The sequence below is a fragment of the Roseibium sediminis genome (assembly GCF_008711325.1).
In the GTDB taxonomy this organism is placed as follows: domain Bacteria; phylum Pseudomonadota; class Alphaproteobacteria; order Rhizobiales; family Stappiaceae; genus Roseibium; species Roseibium sediminis.
In genome coordinates, this window is sequence record NZ_VXDB01000098.1 from 1 (window position 1) to 705 (window position 705).

Consider the following 705-nt stretch of genomic DNA (forward strand, 5'->3'; position numbering starts at 1 on the left):
TTGTCCAGGCGACCTCGACGGATGGGTCAACCTCCACGGAGACGTTCACGGTCAACCTGACCGATGTTGACGAGTTCGATGTCACAGCTGTCACCGATAGCAATTCTGCGGTAAACACGGTGTCTGAATCTGCCGCCACCGGCACAGTAGTTGGGATCACCGCTTCTGCCTCTGATGCGGACGGCACGGACAGTGTGAGCTACCAGCTTGTCGACGGCTCGGGCACTGTCATCACGGATGGCCCGTTTACTATCGATGCTTCCACAGGTGTTGTGACGGTCGCGGATAGCTCGCAGCTCGATTACGAGGCTGGAACGAGCGTCACGGTTATTGTTCAGGCGACATCGACGGATGGGTCAACCTCGACGGAGACGTTCACGGTCAATCTGACCGATGTCGACGAGTTTGACGTGACCGCTGTCACGGACAGCAATTCTGCGGCTAACACGGTCTCCGAGAGCGCCGCCACCGGCACAGCAGTTGGGATCACAGCCTCTGCCTCTGATGCCGATGGCACGGATAGTGTGAGCTATCAGCTTGTCGACGGCTCGGGCAATGTCATTACGGACGGTCCGTTTGCCATCGATGCCACGACCGGCGTTGTCACCGTCGCCGACAGTTCTCAACTCGACTACGAGGCTGGAACGAGCGTCACAGTCATTGTCCAGGCGACCTCGACGGATGGGTCAACCTCCACGGAGACGT

At 58.7% G+C, this 705-nt stretch carries 1 protein-coding gene; it reads left to right on the forward strand.

Annotated elements, in window-relative coordinates; translation table 11 throughout:
• Positions 1–705 (forward strand): cadherin repeat domain-containing protein (locus F0155_RS23230; protein ID WP_150526938.1); only part of this gene is annotated, 705 nt, incomplete at both ends.